This window comes from Mycobacterium syngnathidarum (genome assembly GCF_001942625.1).
Lineage (GTDB): Bacteria > Actinomycetota > Actinomycetes > Mycobacteriales > Mycobacteriaceae > Mycobacterium > Mycobacterium syngnathidarum.
In genome coordinates this window covers 1-17,377 of the sequence record NZ_MLCL01000090.1, presented here as the reverse complement: position 1 = coordinate 17,377, position 17,377 = coordinate 1, and the positions used below count along the sequence as shown (strand labels likewise).

Below are 17,377 nucleotides of genomic sequence, written 5' to 3'. Positions count from 1 at the left end.
ACGCGGGGCCATTTCGCGTAACCGGGGCCAAGGCAGGGTCCCGGCGCTCTACAGTCGACTGGTCAGCCTTGAATCCAACTCAAGGGAGTGGCCGGGTGTCGGACCGATACTTGCACCGTGTGACAGCCGCGTGCGGAGCCGTGATCGTGCTGGCGGCGGTGGCGTCGTGCGGCTCGGGAAAACCTGTGCGGGAAATCGAAGAAGACGTCACCATCCCGCGGATGACGATCGGCGAGACGATAACCGGTGAGCCCGAAGCACCGGCCGGTGACACCGAAGCTCCGTCGCACCCGCCCACGAGTCCCGAGATCCCGAGGGCCACCCCGCCGATCACCACCCCGCCGCAGGTCGCCGTCCCGCACTGAGGCGCGCCTGGGCATCCGGGAACGCGAAAGGCCAGTTACTGCACGCATTTTCCTAGCTTGCGTGCAACAACTGGCCAGTCAGCGTGCAGGTCAGGCCGTTTCGGTGATCGGCCGGTCGACCCAGCTCATCAGGTCGCGCAGCTTCTTTCCGGTGACCTCGATCGGGTGCTCGGCGTTGGCCTTGCGCAGCGCCTCGAGCTCCTTGTTGCCACCCTCGACGTTGGCGACCAGGCGCTTGACGAAGGTGCCGTCCTGGATATCGGTCAGGATGTCCTTCATGCGCTGCTTGGTACCGGCATCAATAACTCGGGGACCCGACAAATACCCACCGAACTCCGCGGTGTCCGACACCGAGTAGTTCATCCGGGCGATGCCGCCCTCGTACATCAGGTCGACGATGAGCTTGAGCTCGTGCAGCACCTCGAAGTAGGCCATCTCGGGGGCGTAGCCCGCCTCGACCATCACCTCGAAGCCGGCCTTGACCAGCTCTTCGGTGCCACCGCACAGCACGGCCTGCTCACCGAACAGGTCGGTCTCGGTCTCTTCCTTGAAGGTGGTCTTGATGACGCCGGCGCGGGCACCGCCGATGGCGGCAGCGTAGGACAGCGCCAGGGCCTGGCCCTCACCCTTGGGGTCCTGGTCGACGGCGATCAGGCAGGGCACGCCCTTGCCGTCGACGAACTGGCGACGCACCAGGTGGCCGGGGCCCTTGGGGGCGACCATGCCGACGGTGACGTTGGCCGGGGCCTTGATCAGGCCGAAGTGGATGTTGAGGCCGTGGCCGAAGAACAGCGCATTGCCGTCCTGCAGGTTGGGCTCGATGTCATTCTTGAAGATCTCGGCCTGCGCGGTGTCGGGCGCGAGCACCATGATCACGTCGGCCCACTTGGCCACCTCGGCCGGGGTGTCGACCTCGAGGCCCTGCTCTTCGACCTTGGCGCGGGATTTCGAGCCCTCTTTCAGACCGACCTTGACCTGGACGCCCGAGTCGCGCAGCGACAGCGAATGCGCGTGCCCCTGGCTGCCGTAGCCGATGACGGCGACCTTGCGACCCTGGATGATCGACAGGTCCGCGTCGGCGTCGTAAAACATCTCAACTGCCATGCGAAATTTTCCTTCTCTTTCTAGCTCTACAGCCGACTAACGCTACTTGACGTGCTTACTTCACTGCGCTGATACCGCGCGGTCCGCGCGAGACCGACACCATGCCGGACTGTGCGATCTCGCGGATACCGTAGGGCTCCAGGACCCGCAGCAGGGCCTCCAGCTTCTCCGGGGTTCCGGTCGCCTCGACGGTCAGGGACTCGGTCGAAACGTCAACGACCTTGGCGCGGAACAGGTTCACCGCTTCGATCACCTGGCCGCGGTTGGACGCATCGGCACGCACCTTGATCAGGGCGAGCTCGCGGGAGACGGAGTTGTCGTCCTCCTGCTCGACGATCTTGATCACGTTGATCAGCTTGTTGAGCTGCTTGGTGATCTGCTCCAACGGCGATTCCTCGACGCTGACCACGATCGTCATCCGAGACATGTGCTTCTGCTCGGTGGCACCCACGGCCAGGGACTGGATGTTGTAGCCGCGGCGCGAGAACAGCGAGGCCACCCGGGCGAGAACACCGGGTTTGTCCTCGACCAACACCGACAAGGTGTGGGTGGGGGTGGTGTTGCTCATCAGGCATGCCCCTCGTTGTCGTTTTCGTCGAACAGCGGCCGGATGTCCCGGGCTGCCATGATCTCGTCATTGCTGGTGCCGGCGGCAACCATCGGCCACACCTGCGCATCCGCACCGACGACGAAGTCGATGACCACCGGGCGGTCGTTGATGGCCCGGGCCTGGTTGATGACGTCCTCGACGTCCTCGGCCCGCTCGCAGCGCAGGCCGGCGCAGCCCAGCGCCTCGGCCAGCTTGACGAAGTCCGGAATCCGGCGTGAGTGCGTGGCCAGGTCGGTCTGGCTGTAGCGCTGCTCGTAGAACAGCGTCTGCCATTGCCGCACCATGCCCAGGTTGCCGTTGTTGATCAACGCCACCTTGATCGGCGCGCCCTCGATGGCGCAGGTGGCCAGTTCCTGGTTGGTCATCTGGAAGCAGCCGTCGCCGTCGATGGCCCACACCTCGGCCTCGGGGCGGGCGAACTTGGCGCCCATGGCCGCCGGGACGGCGTAGCCCATGGTGCCCAGGCCACCGGAGTTCAGCCACGTCTTCGGGTTCTCGTACTTGACGAACTGCGCGGCCCACATCTGGTGCTGGCCCACCCCGGCGACATAGACCGCCTCGGGTCCGGCGATCTGACCCAGCTTCTCGATGACGTACTCGGGGCTCAGGCTGCCGTCGCTCTGCGGGCCGTAGCTCAGCGGGTACGTCGACTTGAGGCCGGACAGGTACCCCCACCAGCCGTCGAGTTGCAGTGCGGCGCTTGTGGTCCCGTCGCGGCGCAGCACCTCGATCAGGTCGGTGACGACGGCCTTGACGTCACCGACGATCGGCACGTCGGCGTGGCGATTCTTGCCGATCTCTGCCGGGTCGATGTCGGCGTGGATCACCTTCGCCTCGGGGGCGAACGAGGACAGCTGGCCCGTGACACGGTCATCGAACCGGGTGCCAAGGGCGATCAGCAGGTCGCTCTTCTGCAGGGCGCCCACCGCGGCCACGGTGCCGTGCATGCCTGGCATCCCGAGGTGCTGGGGGTGGCTGTCCGGGAACGCACCGCGCGCCATCAGGGTGGTGACGACGGGGATGCCGGTCAGCTCGGCCAGCTCGAGCAGTTCGGCGCTGGCCTCACCACGGATGACACCGCCACCGACGTAGAGCACCGGCTTGCGTGCCGCGGCGATCAGCTTCGCGGCCTCGCGCACCTGACGGCTGTGCGGTTTGGTGTTCGGCTTGTAGCCGGGCAGATCCAGCTGCGGCGGCCAGGAGAAGGTGCACTGGCCCTGCAGGATGTCCTTGGGGACGTCGACGAGCACCGCGCCCGGTCGGCCCGAGCGGGCGATGTGGAAGGCCTCGGCCATCACCTGGGCGATGTCGTCACCGTTGCGCACCAGGAAGTTGTGCTTGGTGATCGGCATGGTCATGCCGGTGATGTCGGCTTCCTGGAAGGCGTCGGTGCCGATCAGGCTGCGGCCCACCTGCCCGGTGATGGCCACCACGGGGATGGAGTCCATCTGGGCGTCGGCCAGCGGGGTGATCAGGTTGGTGGCGCCGGGGCCCGAGGTGGCCATCATCACGCCGACCTTGCCGGTGGCGTGGGCGTAACCGCTGGCCGCGTGGCCGGCGCCCTGCTCGTGACGGACGAGCACGTGGCGCAGCTTCTGGGAGTCGAACAGCGGATCGTAGACCGGCAACACGGCGCCGCCCGGGATGCCGAAGACGACGTCGACGCCGAGCTCTTCGAGCGACCGGACGACCGCCTGGGCGCCGGTGAGCTGCTGCGGTGCAACCCGATTGGGCTGTCCCGAATCTGATTTGGTCTTGGCTGCGCCGTTGGCAGGCGCTGTTCCCGACCGGGCTGGCGGTCGTGTTGTCGGTGCGCTCACGATGTCCTCTTCACGGTTGCGTCACATTCCTCTTGGCGGAAACTTCAATTTTTCAATGGTTCCGGCGCGCTTGTTGGGCAAATAAAAAACCCCCGTCAGCCGGCAGCTGTACGAGGGTGGCGCGTCGATGCGGTTGGCTATGCCCGGCAGAGGGCCAGCGCGGCATCAACGCGCCAACCAATTACTACGAGCAATCCGGGGGTCTGCATAGCACTTGACGGTAGCTGCCGTACAGGTTAAAGGTCAAATTGCCCGCCCTGGCTCTCGGCAATCCGGGCCGCGCCTGCGGGCCGGCCGGCCGGCTGATGCGAGGATGAGCCTGTGAGCGCACGTTCGGCAACCGCCCCCGTCGTCATCCGGATATCGCCCATGGCCCACCTGGCAGTCGGCTTCCTGACGCTGGGCCTGTTGACCCTGGTGCTGAGCAATCCGACCGTGTTCTCGGTGCTGCTGGTGATCCCGGTTGCCTTGTCGGCGGCCATCATCCGGTACCGCACCACCGCCGATGCAGACTCGGTGACCGCACGTGCTCTGACGCGCAGCCGCACGGTGTCCTGGGACGAGATCAAAGGACTGCGGTTCGACCGGGCGTCCTGGGCGATTGCCGACCTCAAAGACGGAACCGACCTGCGCCTGCCGGCCGTGACGTTCGCAACACTGCCGTTGCTGACCGAGGTGAGCGGCGGCCGGGTGCCGAATCCGTACGCCTGACCGTTCAGCGCCGTTCAGCGCTGTGTCATCCGAGTGGGTTGCCGCCGTTGAGCAGCACCCAGATGGCGATGCCGCCGGCCACGCCCAGCAACAGGGCGACGAATGATCCGACGAAGGGCCGCCGGGCCCAGCCTCGACCGGCGTCGAATCCGTAACGACCCGGGCCGGTCAGGATGATCGCGGCCGCGGCGGCTGCAACGATCAGCCGGTATTCGGTTCCGTCGGTGATCACTTCCGAGAGCCGGGCCTGCTCATGGGCCGCCATCGCCGCGGCGAGCACCCCGTTGATCAGGTAGGCCAGGGCGCCGGCCGCAGCGATCGGCGTGAACAGCCCCAGCACCAGCAACACACCGGCGGCGATCTGGCCGCCGGTGGCCGCATAGGTCAGGATGTCGGCGTTCTTGAAGCCCATCTCGCCCAGCGAGGTGTTGAACCCGTCCAGACCCGGGCCGCCCCACCATCCGAACGCCTTCTGCAGGCCGTGGATGATCATCAGCCCGCCCAGGGCCACCCGCAGGATCAGCAGACCCAGGTCCTGGGTGCCTCTGCGGCCGGCGGCCTTGACGCGATCGTCGACGAACTCGTCGCGTTCGATCTCGGCCGGCTCGGCCGAGAAGGGCGCCATCGGGGCGGGGCCGCCGGGCTGTGCATAGGGCAGCGGCTCGGGGTCGGCGACCAGGCTGAACGCCGACTGATCACCCGTTTTGGAGTCGTAGCGCGGAATCGCGGTGGTTTCGAAGTCCCCGCCGTACGTCGCCGACGGCAGGTCATCTTCTGGGTCGACCAGGCTGGCTCCGGCCGGCCTGGCGGCATCGTCCGAGTAACCCGGTCGTTGCCAGGCTTGTGGGTCCTGCGAGTGACTGGTCACAGCTGCCAGGGTAAGTGCAAGTTCGGTTCGATCCGAGCATTTACCCCGGCGCTTCTGCCTGGTATCGGGCCGCTGGGGACGCGGCGCACGGTCCCGACGTGGCGCGCACTGCCGGGTCATCCGTAATCTGGCGGCATGAAATCGCGCCGGCGGATGACGGGGGTGGCCGCCGTTCTGTGTGCCGCGATGCTGGTCGGTTCGGGCTGCGCCCGATTCGACGCGGCCCAGTCCGAGCCGTTCACCACGGAACCGAAGATGGAGCCGGGGCCCACCACGACCCCGCCGCCTCCACCTCCACTGCCGGCCAAGCCGTTCCCGAAGGAATGCAAGGCGACTGGCGTCATGCAGGGCTGCCTGGACAGCACCAGCGGTTTGGTCATGCTGCCCGACAGCCAGTCCGCCCTGGTCGCCGAGCGGCTCACCGGCGCGGTCAAGCAGGTTTCGGTGAAGGCCGAGCCGAAGGTCAAGGTGACGATCCCGGTCGATCCGTCTGGTGACGGCGGCCTGATGGACATCGTGTTGTCGCCGACGTACGGGCAGGACGGGCTGATGTACGCCTACGTCAGCACGCCGACCGACAACCGGGTGATCCGCATCGCCGAGGGCGACGTGCCGAAGCCGATTCTCACCGGCATCCCCAAGGGGGCCACCGGAAACATGGGATCGCTGACCTTCACGAGCAAAACCACACTGCTGGTTCAGACCGGTGATGCCGGCGATCCGGCACTGGCGGCCGATCCCAATTCACTGGCCGGCAAGGTGCTGCGCATCGAGCAGCCCACCACGGTCAACCAGGCGCCGATCACCACGGCGCTGAGCGGCCTCGGCGCGGCCGGGTCCATGTGTGTGGATTCGGCCGACGGCTCGCTCTACGTCACCGACCGCACTCCGAGTGCCGATCGGCTGCAGCGGATCACCAAGGATTCCAAGGTGTCCACGGTGTGGACGTGGCCGGACCGACCGGGCGTTGCCGGGTGCGCGGCCCTGGAGGGCACGGTGTTGGTCAACCTGGTCGACTCGAAGAAGACCGTTGCGGTGCGCCTGGCGCCCGACACCGGCGCCGTGACCGGTGACCCCGAGGTGGTGCGGGAGAACGTGCGCGGGCACGCGTGGGCATTGCAGCTCTCCCCCGACGGCAATGTGTGGGGCGCGACGGTGAATCGAACGACCGGAGATGCCGAGAGTTTCGACGACGTCGTCTTCCCGCTCTTCCCGCAGGGTGGCGGCTTCCCGCGCAGCAACGCTGACAACACCTGACGCACAACACATTTCGACGTGAGGTGACTCTCCGGGCCTGACCGGCGACTGCCACAACACCGGCGGAATACACATACCGGGCTCACAACCGGGTCTTAGAAATGGTTGGGCTATCACGTACCATTGTCCGGGTGCCTGACCGCCAGCGCCGCAGATATGCACCGCGGCTCCCGCGTGAAGAACGGCGCGAGCAACTTCTGGATGCGGCGATGACCGTGCTCCACGACTGCCCCTTGCACGAGCTGAGGATGGAGGCGGTCGCCGAGGCCGGCGGAGTCGGCAAACCCGTGCTCTACACCGCGTTCCGGACGCGCACCGAACTGGTGACCGCCTTACTCATCCGCGAGCACCAGAACGGGCTGAGCCAGGTGCTGACCGCCCTGCCCAAGAATCTGTCTGCCTCCGGCCCCACCGACGCCTACACCGCGACCGTCACCGGGTTCCTCCGTTGCGTGTTGGAGAATCCGACGCGCTGGCGGCTCATCCTCACCGTGCCCGACAGTGCCCCGCGGGACTATCGGGCGGCGGTCCGCAACGCACGCAACCAGATCCTCGCGCAGGTCGAGCAAATGGCGAAAGCCGGCATAGCGGTCGATCCCCGGCTTGCTGCGCTCGATCCGGAGCTGCTCGGCCACACGTTGCTCTCGTTCGCCGAGATGCTCGGCCGGCTGGCCGTACACGATCCGGACAACTACCCGCGCGAGCGGCTCGAGCAATATGCCGCCGCGGCGATGACGATGATCGCCGGCCGGTGAGCTGACGGGCCGGTTATCCGGCCTGCCCGCACGCGGACAAGACCAACTCACGGACCCGGGCGGCGTCGGCCGAGCCCTTGGTGGCCTTCATCACCGCGCCGACGATCGCCCCGGCGGCCTGGACCTTTCCGCCGCGAATCTTCTCCACCACATCGGGCTGAGCCTCGAGCGCTTTATCAATGGCCGCCTGGATCACCGAGTCGTCACGCACGAGGGCCAGGCCCCGGTCGGCCATTACCTGCTCGGGCTCGCCCTCGCCGGCCAACACGCCCTCGACGACCTGGCGGGCCAGCTTGTTGGACAGTGTGCCCTCGTCGACGAGTTTGACGACGGCGGCCACCTGGGCCGGGGTGATCGGAAGGTCGGACGCGGCCACGTCGGTTTCATTGGCCTTCTGCACCAAGAAGTTGCCCCACCAGGCGCGCGCGGCCTCGCTGGAGGCGCCGTGGGAGACGGTGGCGGCCACCAACTCGACCACACCGGCGTTGACGAGATCGCGCATCACCTCGTCGGAGACGCCCCAGTCCTGCTGAATCCGCTTGCGCGCCAACCACGGCAGCTCCGGGATGGTCTCACGCAGCCGTTCGACCAATTCGGCGTCGGGAGCGACCGGCTCGAGGTCGGGCTCGGGAAAGTAGCGGTAGTCCTGCGCGGTTTCCTTGCTGCGCCCCGGAGAGGTGTACCCGTCTTCATGGAAGTGCCGGGTCTCCTGGGTGACCGTGCCGCCGGAGTTGAGCACCGCGGCCTGGCGGCGCATCTCGTACCGGACGGCCACCTCGACGCTCTTGAGCGAGTTCACGTTCTTGGTCTCGGTGCGGGTGCCGAACTCGGCGGCGCCGACGGACTTGAGGGACAGGTTCGAATCGCACCGCATCGACCCCTGGTCCATCCGCACATCCGAAACACCCAAGCCGCGCAGTAGATCTCGCAGGGCCGTGACGTAGGCCCGAGCGATTTCCGGTGCGCGCGCGCCGGTTCCCTCGATGGGCTTGGTGACGATCTCGATCAGCGGAACGCCGGCCCGGTTGAAGTCGGCCAGCGAGGTGGTGGCGCCCGCGATGCGGCCGGTGTCGCTGCCCAGGTGGGTCAGCTTGCCGGTGTCCTCCTCCATGTGGGCACGCTCGATCTCGACACGGAACGTGGTGCCGTCGTCGAGCGGCACGTCGAGGTATCCGTTGACGGCGATCGGCTCGTCGTACTGGGAGATCTGGTAGTTCTTCGGCTGGTCCGGGTAGAAGTAATTCTTCCGGGCGAACCGGCCCCAGGGCGCGATGTCGCAGTTGAGCGCCAGGCCGATGCGGATCGCCGCCTCGACCGCCGCCTCGTTGAGCACTGGCAAAGACCCGGGCAGCCCGAGGCATACCGGGCAGACCAGCGTGTTGGGCTCGGCACCGAACCGGTTGGCGCAGCCGCAGAACATCTTGGTGGCCGTGGACAGCTCGACGTGCACCTCCATGCCCATGACCGGCTCGTAGGCGGCGATGACGTCGTCGTAGTCGACGAGTTCAGCGGTAGCGACAGACATGGTGTCGATCCTAGTTGGGCGCAATTCTCCTCGGCGAGCAGACGCATATGTACCCGTTCTCGCTGGTGAAACGGTGCATTTGCGTCTGCTGGCAGGGAAGAAATCAGCCGAAGAACTCCGCGGCGTCGTCATAACGGGACTGCGGTACCAGTTTCAGCTGGCGGGTCGCATCGGCCAGCGATACCCGGCCGATGTCCTGGCCTTGCAACGACACCATCATCCCGAATTCGCCGGCATGTGCGGCATCGGCCGCGTTCACGCCGAACCGGGTGGCCAGCACGCGGTCGTACGCGGTCGGGGTGCCGCCGCGCTGCACGTGGCCCAGCACCGTGACGCGCACATCTTTCTTGATGCGCTTTTCCACCTCGAGCGCCAATTGCTGTGCCACACCGGTGAATTTCTCGTGCCCGAACTCATCCATCCCACCCTGGCGCAGTTGCATGGTGCCTTCGGCCGGCTTCGCCCCTTCGGCCACCACGCAGATGAAGTGTGACGACCCGTGCTGGAACCGCTTCTTGACCAGCCGGCAGACCTCCTCGACATCGAACGGCTGCTCGGGGATCAGCGTCATGTGCGCGCCCGAGGCGATGCCGGCGTTCAGTGCGATCCAGCCCGAGTGCCGGCCCATCACCTCGACCAGCATGACCCGCTGATGCGATTCGGCCGTGCTGTGCAATCGATCGATCGCCTCGGTCGCCACCTGCAGCGCCGTGTCGTGTCCGAAAGTCACGTCCGTGCAGTCGATGTCGTTGTCGATGGTCTTGGGTACCCCGACCACCGGGACATTCTCCTCGGACAGCCAGTGGGCGGCGGTCAGCGTGCCTTCACCACCGATCGGGATCAGCACGTCGATCCCGTTGTCCTCGAGTGTCTGCTTGATCTGCTCCAGGCCCGCCCGCAGCTTGTCCGGATTGACCCGCGCGGTGCCCAGCATGGTGCCACCCTTGGCCAGCAACCGGTCGTTGCGGTCGTCGTTGGCCAGTTGGATACGGCGATCCTCCAGCAGACCGCGCCAGCCGTCGAGGAACCCGACCACCGACGACCCGTAACGCTGATCGCAGGTCCGCACCACCGCCCGGATCACCGCGTTCAGGCCAGGACAGTCACCGCCGCCGGTGAGAACTCCGATGCGCATGGGCACCATCTTGCCCCGCCCGGCACGACCGTGCCGGGCATAAAACGGTTACAGCGCGCTGGGCAACGGACCGCGGGCCGCCTCGTACGCCGCGCCGACGCGGTACAGCCGGTCGTCGGCCAGGGCCGGCGCCATGATCTGCAGACCGACGGGCAGGCCGTCGTCGGGCGACAGGCCCGACGGAACCGACATGCCGCAGTGCCCGGCCAGGTTCAGCGGCAGCGTGCACAGGTCGAACAGGTACATGGCAAGCGGATCGTCGACCTTCTCCCCCAGCCGGAACGCCGTCGTCGGTGTCGCCGGGGACACCAGGACGTCCACGCTTTGGTAGGCCTGCTCCAGGTCACGGGCGATCAGGGTGCGCACCTTCTGCGCCTGGTTGTAGTAGGCGTCGTAGTAGCCCGCCGACAACGCATATGTGCCGATCATGATCCGGCGCTTGACCTCCGGCCCGAATCCGGCGGCCCTGGTCAACGCCATGACCTCCTCGGCGCTGTGGGTGCCGTCGTCGCCGACACGCAGCCCGAACCGCATCGCGTCGAATCGGGCCAGGTTGCTGGACACCTCCGACGGCAGGATCAGGTAGTAGGCGTCCATCGCGTGGTCGAAGTGCGGGCAGTCGACCTCACTGACTTCGGCGCCGAGTGCGGTCAGCTGGGCGACTGCGGCATTGAACGAGTCCAGCACGCCGGGCTGGTATCCCTCACCACGCAGCTGCTTGACCACGCCGACGCGCACGCCCTTGAGATCACCGGCCGCACCGGCCCGGGCCGCACCGACCACGTCGGGCACCGGGGCGTCCACGGAGGTGGAGTCGCGCGGATCGTGGCCGGCGATCAGCTGGTGCAGCAGCGCGGTGTCGAGCACGGTGCGCGCGCAGGGGCCGCCCTGGTCCAGCGAGGATGCACACGCGATCAGGCCGTACCGCGAGACGGTGCCGTACGTGGGCTTGACACCGACGGTCGCGGTGAGCGCGGCCGGCTGACGGATCGACCCGCCGGTGTCGGTGCCGATGGCGAGTGGGGCCTGGTAGGCCGCGAGCGCCGCGGCGCTACCGCCGCCCGATCCGCCCGGCACCCGCTCGGTGTTCCACGGGTTGCGGGTCGGGCCGTAAGCCGAGTTCTCCGTCGACGACCCCATGGCGAATTCGTCCATGTTCGTCTTGCCGAGGATCGGAATGCCCGCGGCACGCAGCCGCGCGGTCACCGTCGCGTCGTACGGCGCACGCCAGCCTTCCAGGATCTTGGATCCCGCGGTGGTGGGCATGTCGGTGGCGGTGAAGACGTCCTTGAGCGCCAGCGGCACCCCGGCCAGCGGCGACGGCAGCGTCTCACCGGCGGCCACGGCCGCGTCGATCCGGGCCGCGGCGGCCAGCGCGGATTCGGCTGCCACGTGCAGGAAAGCGTTGAAACGGTCGTCGGTCGCGGCGATCTGGTCCAGGTGGGCCTGGGTCACCTCGGTCGAGGAGACCTCCTTGGCCGCGATCTGGGCCCCTAGGGTCGCCGCATCGCGACGGGTCAAATCACTCATGCTCGTCATTCACCCTCTCCGAGAATCCGCGGCACGGCGAAGCGCCCGTCTTCGGCACGCGGCGCGGCAGCCAGCGCTTCCTCCTGCGTCAGGCACGGCTCGACAACGTCAGGCCGGCTGACGTTGACGTCCTTCAGCGGGTTGTCCGTCGGCTCCACACCGGTGACGTCGACGGACTGAATCTGGCTGACGTGGCCGAGGATGGCGTCCAGCTGGCCGGCGTAACTGTCCAGTTCGTCGTCGGTCAGCGCCAGACGCGCCAGACGCGCCAGATGGGCAACCTCGTCTCGGGAGATCTTCGACACGACAAAGCAGCCTAGTCAAAGCACCAAACCAGGCTCGCCCCGGCGGTGGTCCGGGCCGGCCACCGGCATGCCGCGGCACCCCTGCTGTGCAAAGGTGTTGCGCGTGCCTTCGTATCTGCTGCGGGTCCAGCTCGAGGACCGACCAGGCAGCCTCGGCTCGCTCGCCGTGGCGCTCGGCTCGGTCGGCGCCGACATCCTTTCGCTCGACGTCGTCGAGCGCGGAGCCGACTATGCCATCGACGATCTGGTCGTCGAGCTGCCGCAGGGCTCCATGCCGGACACCTTGATCACCGCTGCCGAGAACCTGTCCGGCGTCTACGTCGACAGCATCCGTCCACACACCGGGTTGCTTGAGGCACATCGTGAGCTCGAGCTGATCGACCATGTCGCCGCCGCCCGCTCCAAGGCAGACCGGCTGCGCGTCCTCGCCGAAGAAGCACCCCGGGTGCTGCGCGTCAGCTGGTGCGTCGTGGTCCGCTCCACCGCAACGGGCGTGGAACGCATCGCCGCGAGCCACGGCGCGCCCGAGACGCAGGCGCAGTCGGCGCCCTGGTTGCCACTGGCGCAGGCCGCCCCGCTCGACGGCACGCAAGACTGGGTGCCGCAGGTCTGGCGCGACATGGACACCACCCTGGCCGCCGCGCCGTTGGGCGACCACGACACCGCGGTCGTGCTGGGCCGCCCCGGCGGTCCGGGCTTCCGGCCGTCGGAGGTGGCGCGGCTGGGTTACCTGGCCGGGATCGTGGCCACGATCCTGCGCTGAATCGGCCGACCAGACGCACCCGTCGAAGCTGTTAGCGTCTAGCCGAATTCACTACACAACCGCATCCACCACAGGAGGCGTCAGGTGGGGAGCCTACTGATTGTCCTTGCCGTCCTGCTGTTCATCGCGGCGGCGGTGGTGTTCATCGCTGCATGGAACAAACCGAGTACGGCCGACCGGCCGCCCGGCAGACACGATCCGGTGAGGTTCGCCGAGACCGCAGGCTTCGGCCCCCACCAGCTCGGGCCGGGCGCAATCGTCAGCCACGGCGGAGTCGACTACGTGGTGCGTGGTTCGGTAACGCTGCGTGACGGTCCTTTCGTATGGTGGGAACACCTCTTGGAGGGTGGACCGGAACCCGTCTGGTTCGGCGTCGCAGTGGACGACGGACGGCTGGACCTGACCATGTGGTACCGGCGCCAGGACCTGGCACTGCACCCCCGAGGGGACCACACCATCGACAACGTCAGGTACCGCGAATCCGAACGCGGACGCGCCTCCTACACCACCGAGGGAACCACCGGTCTGCCACCGGCCGGCGATGTGACATACGTCGACTACAACAGCGCCGACGAAACCAGATTCCTGGGATTCGAGCAGTGGGCGCCGACGATGCCCTGGGAGGTTTCCGTCGGCCGCACGGTGTTGCCCGGCGAACTCACCGTGTACCCCGCCCCGCCCCCGACCGGATAGGACGCCCCGGGCGACGCGGTATCGCGGGACAGCGACTCCGCTTGTCGGCGCCCGGCCGACACACCCCCGACTGCTACGGTGCGATTACCCGCACCGCTCCCATCGCCGTACGGAAGGTTCGCGTGGACACGCTCCTGATCGCGCTCGTCATCGTTCTATTGGTAGCCGTAGTACTTGTTGTCGTCATGTCGCGCCGGCGGAAAAAGCCTGTTGCACCAAGCGCACGCCAGGACCCGCTCAGATTCGCCGCGACGGCACCAGAGTTCGGCCCACGCCAGCTCGGACCGGGAGCCATCGTCAGCCACGGCGGCGTCGACTACGTGGTGCGCGGCACGGTCACCCTGCGCCAGGGCCCGTTCGTGTGGTGGGAACATCTCCTCGAAGGCGGCGCCGAACCGATCTGGTTCAGCGTCGAGGAGGACGAGGGCCGACTGGAACTCGTGATGTGGACCCGCCGCAAGAACCTCACGCAGCAACCCGGCGGCGAACTGGCGGTCGACGGCGTCGCCTACGGGGAAACCGAACGGGGCCGTGCGTCCTACACGACCGAAGGCACCACCGGGTTACCCGGCGGGGGCGAGATGGAGTTCGTCGACTACGCCGACGCGGGCGAGACGAACTTCCTCGGGTTCGAGCGATGGGCGCCGGAGATGCCGTGGGAGGTATCGGTGGGAAGGCCGGTGCGGCCCGGCGAACTCACCGTCTACCCGGCGCCGCCGGCCACCGCCTAGGACAGCCCTTGCCCTTGCATCGACTCGCCATACCCCCGGCCGACGTGTCGGGAACGGAATTGCGGCTCGCGTTGAACGGCCCGGCCGCATCGCCGCTGGTGACCCACGAGGTAGTGCACCCCGACGGCGGCGTCCTGATTCTCGGAGTGCTCGGCGCATCGCACATCATCACCGTCACGACCGCGAATTGCCATTTCTCCGAAGAGGTTTCGTGCACAGCCCAGGCCGAGGCCAAGCTGCCTGGCCGCGCCGTCGCGCCCGGCTACCGTCTCGACTCGCACACCCGCGCCCACGACGCGGCCGACTTTCGCCGGCTTGCCCACACCTTGCGCCACCGATGTACCCACGATCGCGGGTGGCTGGGCGGCACATTTCCCGGTGACCGGGCCGCGCTCACCGCGCTGGCCGCCGAACCCGACGGGGCCGGCTGGCACTGGCAGACCTGGCATCTGTATCCCGACGCCACCGGCGGTAGCGTCGTTTACACCAGCAGCCGGTGGCGGTCATGAGCCGCAGCAACGGGTTCTGGTTGGCCGGCGGACTGGCAATCGCCGGTGTCGTGTTCCTGGTGTGGGGAATCGCACTGTTGGGCAACAACATCCGCTCACATGTGGCGGACAGATACCAGGAGTACTCGCGCGACGCGGGCGGTTCGCGCTATGTGTGCGACGGCTCACCCCAACGCGTGGCCGACGAACTCGCCGCCTTCAAGGCGCCCGAGGCCCGCGCGACCGATCGCGGCACCACCTACCTGCGCTACGACGACGACATCGTGTCCGTCGGCCCCGACGCCAACCACCCATGCAGCATCCGAGTCGAGGACACCAACGCCCGATACCGCCACGGCGGCTTCATCTATCTGGGCCCAGGATTCACCCCCGGCTCACCCGCGGGCGGCGCCGGCGGCAGCTCGGGCGGCCCCGGTGGGGCGAAGTAGTGCCCACAGCACGGCCAACCAATTAAGGAGAGTTCCATGTATTTGGCCATCGTCGAATTCGGAACGGTCAGCGGCGAAAGCCTGCTGCAGAACGTGGTCGCCGCGATCCTGTACTTCGTCGTCGGCGTCGTGGTCCTGCTGTCCGGCTTCCTGATGGTCAACCTGTTGACGCCGGGCAACCTGCGCACTCTGGTGTTCGTCGAGCGGCGGCCCAACGCTGTCGCCGTGGCCTGTGGCATGTACGCCGCGCTGGCATTGGTGGTCGCCACCGCCATCGCGGCGAGTTCCAGCGAACTCGCTCAAGGCCTGGTCGACGCCGCGGTATACGGCTTCGTCGGTGTCGCCCTGCAGGGGGTGGCGCTCATCGTGCTCGAGATCGCCGTGCCCGGGCGCTTCCGTGACCTGATCACCGAAGAACATCTGCACCCCGCAGCCGTCGCCACGGCGGTTGCCCTGCTGGCCGTGGGAGCGGTCAACGCCGCGGCCTTGTCATGACTGTCAAAGCGGCGCCGACCCGCACGGGGTAATTGCTGGCGCCCCCGCCAGGATCGACGAACAACGGGGACGAGCAGAGGAGAAGCCACGTGGACCTGGCGCGGTCTACCCCGCGTTGGCGGGCGTTGCTGTTGGCGGCCGTCACCGCATGCGCAGCGTGCGGGATCGTCTATGAACTTGCCCTGATCACCCTGTCGACCAGCATCCACGGTGGTGGCATCGTCGCGACGTCATTGATCGTCGCCGGCTACGTCGCCGCGTTGGGCGCGGGTGCGCTGCTGGTCAAACCGCTGCTGGGCCGGGCGGCGATCACCTTCATCGCCGTCGAGACATTGCTGGGCATCTTCGGCGGGCTGTCCGCGGCTGCGCTGTATATGGCGTTTGCGTTCGTCGGCGGCTCGCTGTGGGTACTTGCGGTGGGAACAGCGCTCATCGGCGCCCTGGTAGGGGCCGAGGTGCCGCTACTGATGACGCTGCTGCAGCGCGGACGGAAGGCCGGTGCCGCCGACGCCGGTCGGGTCCTGGCCAACCTCAATGCGGCTGACTACCTGGGGGCGTTGATCGGCGGACTACTGTGGCCGTTTCTTCTGCTGCCCCAGCTGGGCATGATCCGCGGTGCGGCAGCCACCGGCATCATCAACCTGACCGCGGCCGCCGTGGTGAGCGTGTTTCTGTTGCGCCGGGTGGTCAGCCGCGGTGAACTGATCGCCGCCCTGGGTGTGCTCGCGACCTCACTCGGCGTCCTCACCGCCCTGCTGATCTCCGCCGACGACATCGAAACGACCACGCGGCAAACGCTTTACGCCGACCCCATCGTGGCGTTCCAGCGGTCGGCCTACCAAGAGATCGTGGTGACCCGCAGGGACAACGACACCCGGCTGTATCTCGACGGAGCGCTGCAGTTCTCCACTCGCGACGAGTTCCGCTATACCGAGAGCCTGGTCTACCCCGCGCTCGGCGCCGACACCCGTTCGGTGCTGATCCTCGGTGGTGGCGACGGTCTCGCCGCACGAGAACTGCTGCGGCAACCCGGAATCGACACGATCGTTCAGGTCGAGCTGGATCCCGCGGTGATCGATCTGGCCCGCACCACACTGCGCGACATCAACAAGGGCTCCCTGCAGGACCGCCGTGTACACGTCGTCGTCGACGATGCGTTGACATGGCTGCGGAATCCGCAGCCGATGCCCGCAGGCGGATTCGACGCGGTCATCGTTGATCTGCCCGACCCGGACACCCCGGCGTTGGGCCGCTTGTACTCGACGGAGTTCTATGCGTTGGTCAGTCGGGCGATGGCTCCCCAGGCACTGCTGACGGTTCAGACGGGAAGCCCGTTCTCCACGTTGAATGCGTTCTGGCGCAACATCTCCACGATCGAGTCCGCCGGCTTCGCCGTCACGCCGTACCACGTTCATGTGCCGACCTTCGGCGACTGGGGTTTCGCCCTGGCCCGCCTCGGCTCGACCCCGCCGAAACCGGCCATGCCGCCCGACACGCCGCAGCTGCGGTTCCTCGACCAACGGGTGCTCGACGCCGCGACGGTGTTTTCCGACGACATCGGCCGCCGTCCGATGGAGCCGTCGACGCTGGCGAACCCCCGCATCGTCGAAGACATGCGATCGGGTTACCGGTGACCGTTGCGGTCCTTGACGTGCTCCCCGCCATGAATGGCGGGGATTCCCGTGCGGCTATGCCGCGGTTGGGGTGCTTCCTGCTTCATCGCCTCGCGCATCCCGTGTGTTGGGAGGACTTACCGAGGCTCCACAGGCGTTT

19 protein-coding genes are annotated in these 17,377 nt (G+C 67.5%); 11 read left to right on the top strand and 8 right to left on the bottom strand.

From position 1 onward, the window contains the following. Positions 1–119: 119 nt before the first annotated feature. Positions 120–365, top strand: coding sequence for a hypothetical protein (locus BKG60_RS29030; protein WP_131823173.1), 246 nt, complete (start codon positions 120–122; stop codon positions 363–365). Positions 366–455: 90 nt separating this feature from the next. Here BKG60_RS29030 and ilvC read toward each other — a convergent pair whose 3' ends face one another. The 3 genes from ilvC to BKG60_RS29015 form a co-directional block, all read right to left on the bottom strand. Beyond that, positions 456–1,457 carry a ketol-acid reductoisomerase gene (gene ilvC / locus BKG60_RS29025; protein ID WP_207549575.1) on the bottom strand — a complete coding sequence of 334 codons (1,002 nt, stop codon included), beginning with the start codon at positions 1,455–1,457 and terminating at the stop codon, positions 456–458. 67 nt (positions 1,458–1,524) lie between these two features. Further along, a complete protein-coding gene (gene ilvN / locus BKG60_RS29020) occupies positions 1,525–2,037 on the bottom strand; it encodes an acetolactate synthase small subunit (protein ID WP_019343133.1) in 513 nt (170 codons plus the stop codon). After that, positions 2,037–3,899, bottom strand: coding sequence for an acetolactate synthase large subunit (locus tag BKG60_RS29015; protein WP_070945254.1), 1,863 nt, complete (start codon positions 3,897–3,899; stop codon positions 2,037–2,039). Before BKG60_RS29015 ends, ilvN begins: the two co-directional genes overlap by 1 nt. Before the next feature lie 369 nt (positions 3,900–4,268). Here BKG60_RS29015 and BKG60_RS29010 point away from each other — a divergent pair, with 369 nt between their 5' ends. Next, positions 4,269–4,610: a PH domain-containing protein gene (locus BKG60_RS29010; RefSeq protein ID WP_070945253.1), complete on the top strand. Its 342-nt coding sequence runs from the start codon at positions 4,269–4,271 to the stop codon at positions 4,608–4,610. Between the two features lie 25 nt (positions 4,611–4,635). Here the strand turns inward: BKG60_RS29010 and BKG60_RS29005 are convergent, their stop codons facing one another. Beyond that, positions 4,636–5,478, bottom strand: a complete 843-nt coding sequence (locus tag BKG60_RS29005) for a DoxX family protein (protein ID WP_070188940.1) — start codon at positions 5,476–5,478, stop codon at positions 4,636–4,638. Between the two features lie 135 nt (positions 5,479–5,613). On the opposite strand from BKG60_RS29005, the gene BKG60_RS29000 reads away from it, so the two are divergent. Together BKG60_RS29000 and BKG60_RS28995 are read left to right on the top strand one after the other, a co-directional pair. Continuing rightward, the gene (locus tag BKG60_RS29000; protein ID WP_165688728.1) at positions 5,614–6,735 is read left to right on the top strand and encodes a PQQ-dependent sugar dehydrogenase; all 1,122 of its coding nucleotides are present in this window, start codon (positions 5,614–5,616) and stop codon (positions 6,733–6,735) included. Positions 6,736–6,836: 101 nt separating this feature from the next. Beyond that, positions 6,837–7,490 (top strand): TetR/AcrR family transcriptional regulator, encoded by a 654-nt coding sequence (locus BKG60_RS28995; RefSeq protein WP_070188939.1) that lies wholly within the window; start codon positions 6,837–6,839, stop codon positions 7,488–7,490. Positions 7,491–7,503: 13 nt separating this feature from the next. Here BKG60_RS28995 and gatB read toward each other — a convergent pair whose 3' ends face one another. The 4 genes from gatB to gatC all read right to left on the bottom strand — a co-directional run bounded on the left by gatB (position 7,504) and on the right by gatC (position 11,985). After that, a complete protein-coding gene (gene gatB, locus BKG60_RS28990; RefSeq protein ID WP_070945252.1) occupies positions 7,504–9,015 on the bottom strand; it encodes an Asp-tRNA(Asn)/Glu-tRNA(Gln) amidotransferase subunit GatB in 1,512 nt (503 codons plus the stop codon). A gap of 103 nt (positions 9,016–9,118) precedes the next feature. Then, positions 9,119–10,150, bottom strand: a complete 1,032-nt coding sequence (locus BKG60_RS28985) for an ATP-dependent 6-phosphofructokinase (protein ID WP_070188996.1) — start codon at positions 10,148–10,150, stop codon at positions 9,119–9,121. A gap of 48 nt (positions 10,151–10,198) precedes the next feature. Next, on the bottom strand, positions 10,199–11,680 hold the full coding sequence (gene gatA / locus BKG60_RS28980; protein WP_070945291.1) for an Asp-tRNA(Asn)/Glu-tRNA(Gln) amidotransferase subunit GatA: 1,482 nt from the start codon (positions 11,678–11,680) through the stop codon (positions 10,199–10,201). 5 nt (positions 11,681–11,685) lie between these two features. After that, entirely contained in the window at positions 11,686–11,985 is a 300-nt protein-coding gene (gatC, locus tag BKG60_RS28975; protein ID WP_036439418.1) for an Asp-tRNA(Asn)/Glu-tRNA(Gln) amidotransferase subunit GatC, read from the bottom strand. A 103-nt stretch (positions 11,986–12,088) separates the two neighbouring features. On the opposite strand from gatC, the gene BKG60_RS28970 reads away from it, so the two are divergent. From BKG60_RS28970 to BKG60_RS28940, 7 genes are all read left to right on the top strand, one after another. Next, a complete protein-coding gene (locus BKG60_RS28970; RefSeq protein ID WP_070188995.1) occupies positions 12,089–12,748 on the top strand; it encodes an ACT domain-containing protein in 660 nt (219 codons plus the stop codon). An 84-nt stretch (positions 12,749–12,832) separates the two neighbouring features. Next, a complete protein-coding gene (locus BKG60_RS28965; protein ID WP_070945251.1) occupies positions 12,833–13,441 on the top strand; it encodes a DUF4178 domain-containing protein in 609 nt (202 codons plus the stop codon). 122 nt (positions 13,442–13,563) lie between these two features. Further along, complete coding sequence (locus BKG60_RS28960; RefSeq protein WP_070188934.1) at positions 13,564–14,172, top strand: DUF4178 domain-containing protein; 609 nt, start codon at positions 13,564–13,566, stop codon at positions 14,170–14,172. A gap of 8 nt (positions 14,173–14,180) precedes the next feature. Beyond that, positions 14,181–14,681 (top strand): DUF2617 family protein, encoded by a 501-nt coding sequence (locus BKG60_RS28955; protein ID WP_070188933.1) that lies wholly within the window; start codon positions 14,181–14,183, stop codon positions 14,679–14,681. Beyond that, positions 14,678–15,109 (top strand): DUF4247 domain-containing protein, encoded by a 432-nt coding sequence (locus BKG60_RS28950; protein WP_070188994.1) that lies wholly within the window; start codon positions 14,678–14,680, stop codon positions 15,107–15,109. Before BKG60_RS28955 ends, BKG60_RS28950 begins: the two co-directional genes overlap by 4 nt. A 36-nt stretch (positions 15,110–15,145) precedes the next feature. Continuing rightward, positions 15,146–15,604: a DUF350 domain-containing protein gene (locus tag BKG60_RS28945; protein ID WP_070188932.1), complete on the top strand. Its 459-nt coding sequence runs from the start codon at positions 15,146–15,148 to the stop codon at positions 15,602–15,604. Positions 15,605–15,693: 89 nt separating this feature from the next. Continuing rightward, complete coding sequence (locus BKG60_RS28940; RefSeq protein ID WP_070188931.1) at positions 15,694–17,238, top strand: polyamine aminopropyltransferase; 1,545 nt, start codon at positions 15,694–15,696, stop codon at positions 17,236–17,238. The last annotated feature ends 139 nt before the right edge of the window (positions 17,239–17,377 follow it).